The sequence below is a fragment of the Yoonia sp. genome (genome assembly GCF_017854415.1).
Lineage (GTDB): Bacteria > Pseudomonadota > Alphaproteobacteria > Rhodobacterales > Rhodobacteraceae > Yoonia.
The window spans coordinates 1-3,266 of sequence record NZ_JAFMHR010000235.1 but is presented as its reverse complement, the minus strand read 5'-3'; the positions used below and the strand labels follow the sequence as shown (position 1 = coordinate 3,266).

The window sequence follows — 3,266 nt, the reverse complement described above, 5'->3', positions numbered from 1 at the left end:
CTTTGGCAGAGTGTTTGGTGTGTCGAGGGGCATAAAAGCGGGTTGAGGGATAGCAATGGTGTTTTCACTTGGCCTGCCGATCTGGAGATGCCTGCGCTGCCGCAGATCACAGCTCAGCAGCTGCGCGAGGCAGCAGGAAAGTTTGGCAAGGCCACGGCATCTGCCCCCGATGGTTTCCATGTCAGGCATTTTTCCTTTGTCTCTCACAGGTGCCTTGAGGCTTTGGCTGTTCTTCTCATGATCATAGAAGACAAAGGAAAATGGCCTGACCAGGTGTCTCAGCTCCTGGTCCCTCTCCTGGAGAAGCCAGCGGGGGGTTTTCGGCCGATAGGCCTGTTCCCAGCCATTTACAGGCTGTATCTGAAGGCCAGGCGCCCCCTCCTCGACGACTGGGAAAAGAGTCATGACCTGCCGTGTTTCGCTATGGGCAAAAACAGATCCCCAGTCGACGTGGTGTGGAGGCAGGCTGTTAGGTCTGAGGCGGCAACTCACAAGGCACACGCTGCTGTCTGCCTGCTGTGGGATTTAATCAAGTTCTATGAAAGCCTGGACCATGGAAAATTGCTGACCGAAGCCATCCATCTGGGTTTTCCTCTTAGGCTTCTGAGGCTGTGCTTGGCTGGCTACAGCTTTCCGAGGTTCGTGGCTCTCTATGGCATGTGCGCCCAGGAAATACAGCCTGATAGGGGGGTGGTGGCTGGTTGTGGTGGTGCTACTACTCTCGTCAAGGTTTACTACTACCGCCCCTTCAAAGGTTTCGCTCTGAGGAATCCTAGGGTCACCTTGGATGCCTACATTGATGACACCGGGGTCTCTATGCAAGGCCCGCCCGCTTCCATCATTGTGAATGTCGTGCAGGCTGCGACCGACCTGGCTGAGGTCATTGAAGGCACCCTGGGCTGTGCCATCTCACTTCCCAAGGCTGCGGTCGTTTCGTCTGACTCGGACGTCGCTGCGCGCGTGCGCAGTGCCCTGAAGGAAAAGGCGGGCATGCCTACCTGGCTGGCAAAGAATCTGGGAATAGACACCTCGGGGGGAAGGCCTCGAAGCTTCAGGGCCAGGTGCTCTACTAGAAGCAAGAGGCTCTCAGGCACTCGCCCCAGGGTGGCTAGGCTCCGTAGGTTAGCAAGGGCAGGCGCTAACAAGATTGGAAAAATTTTCACCACTGGCATAAGGCCGCAGGCAGTGTATGGCTCTGAGGTGCACGGATTGTCACCAGGTGAGCTGGACAGGCTCGAGAGGGCGGCATCTGCTTGCAACCCTCCTTTTGGCATGGGCAAGTCTCGGACTCTCCATGTGATGGCGATCGGGGACCCCTTGGCCCTGCACTCGGTAGCGGCCCTGGCCAGGTGGTCTCGCGAAGTCTGGACGGCGTCCAACAGAAGCGATGAGAGGGCCCTGACGATCCCCCAGCTGCTTTCGGCCTGGAACGCGTCGATGTGTCGCAAACAAGACAGCTGGAGGAGCGCCAGGGGTCCTATGATGGTTGCGAGGCTGGAGGCTGAGCGACTGGGCTGGTCCTTCCTAGACCCCTTCAGAGTCGTCACTGCTGAAGGGCTCATCCTCTCCCTAGTGGAGAACTCGCCTGCCATGGTCAAAAAGCTGGCGGCACAGGCCAGGTGGGTGAAACTTGAAGAGAAAGCGGCCCTTAAGCTGGGAGCCTGCAACGATCAAGTCTCACGCATCACGATCCAGCCGATCATGAGGATCACGAAGTCCAAAAAGCTCGGAGCCAAACAGGCCGGCCTGCTGAGAGCGGGGGTGGTTGGAGCCCTTTGGACTGGTGAGAGGCAGCGTGAGATGGGCTACCCTGTCAGCGGCGTCTGCCCCCTGTGCACGGCTGCCGATGACACTCCCCACCACCGCCTCTACCTCTGTGAAGCAGAGGAATGCAGGCAGAGGCGGGAGGAACTCGCTGAAGAGGACTTCCTCGCCAGAGCTCGCGCGGCGGGCCCCTCGGACCTAAAGTTCCAGAGGGGAATCCTGCTGCATCCCGGCAAAAACTGGCCTCCCCCTCTGGCGGAGCACCCTGGAGTGCACCTGGTCAATGGGGTCGAGACCCCCCTCGGCGTCACCCGCTCCCTTGTTGGATCACTCTTCTCCGACGGCTCGGCCTATCCCCAGCCTGTTTTCGACTTGTGCAGGGCCGGATGGTCAGTGATCCAAGAAGGGGGTGAGGGGTTGGATGATGTCGTCCTGTATGGTCCTGTGTGGGCTCCTCTCCCACAGACTTCGCAGGCGGCAGAGTGGGTGGCCTGGGGAGTCTCTCACCAGACCGCTCGTGGCAGGTCCCTGTTGCATGTCGACTGCAGGTCTGTGGTGGATGGGCACAACAAGGAGCTCTCTCTCAGCATGTCCGCGAAGGCGCCCTATGGCGGCATCGTCAAGGGCACCCTGATGGACCCTGGTAGGAAGACCATCTCCGCTTGCCTCAAAGTCAAAGCGCACCAGGACGTCACTGACGACATGACTGAGAGGCAAGCGGAGATGGCCAGGGCCAACGAGCGCGCAGACCACTTTGCCAAGCTCGGTGCTCAGCTGCACCCTGGGCCCAGCAAGGAGGTCCTGGAAGCTTGGGAAAGCGACCTGCGCGACTTGAAGGCTTTCTCTAGGCTGCTGGTCGGGATGTGGCCGCTCTGGCCAAAACTCGAAAAGCACAAAGGCCAGGGAGGGCCCAAAAAGGGCCAGCCCAAACTGGTCATTTCTCGCAGGGAAACAGGTTCGGGGCACGCACACAGCTGGGTCCATGGACTCAAGCGATGGCAGTGCTCGGCCTGCAACCTGGTGGCCCGCACAGTCGCCAAGAGAGACGCAATCTCAGGCAGGCCTTGCCCTGCAGGGGAGCAGCATTTCCTGGGGAGGCTGGCCGGGTTGGCCAAAGGTCACACGCTCATGGCCTCCTCCTGCGACGGTTTTCCCCTGGTCTTCTGCGCCACTTGTGGAAAGTGGGGCACCAAGAGATTCGGGGGACTCGAACAGGCATGCCAGCTCAAGCCTACTTCGGCTGGGGCGGCTGTGCTCAAAAGGCTGGCGGCTGGTCGCCACCCTGTCCTCAACCTGCCGGTCGGCCCTTCGGCCAAGGTTGCAAAGGACGGCTCTCTGCTCCAGTCGGTGGTGACTCCGGCGGAGCTCAGACTCAACGCGGTGAGGGCTCGCCTAAAGGCACGCTCTGACCTCCTGACCGCATAGGCGGTAAACCAACCGGGCTTCCTTAACGCCTGAAACCAAAAAAACATAATACAACATATTTCATATACTATACTAGA

At 59.6% G+C, this 3,266-nt stretch carries 1 protein-coding gene; it reads left to right on the top strand.

The genetic code is table 11. The features are described 5' to 3' along the window. Positions 1–222 precede the first annotated feature (222 nt). Positions 223–3,189, top strand: a complete 2,967-nt coding sequence (locus tag QZ197_RS15875) for a reverse transcriptase domain-containing protein (RefSeq protein ID WP_296433203.1) — start codon at positions 223–225, stop codon at positions 3,187–3,189. Positions 3,190–3,266: the final 77 nt, after the last annotated feature.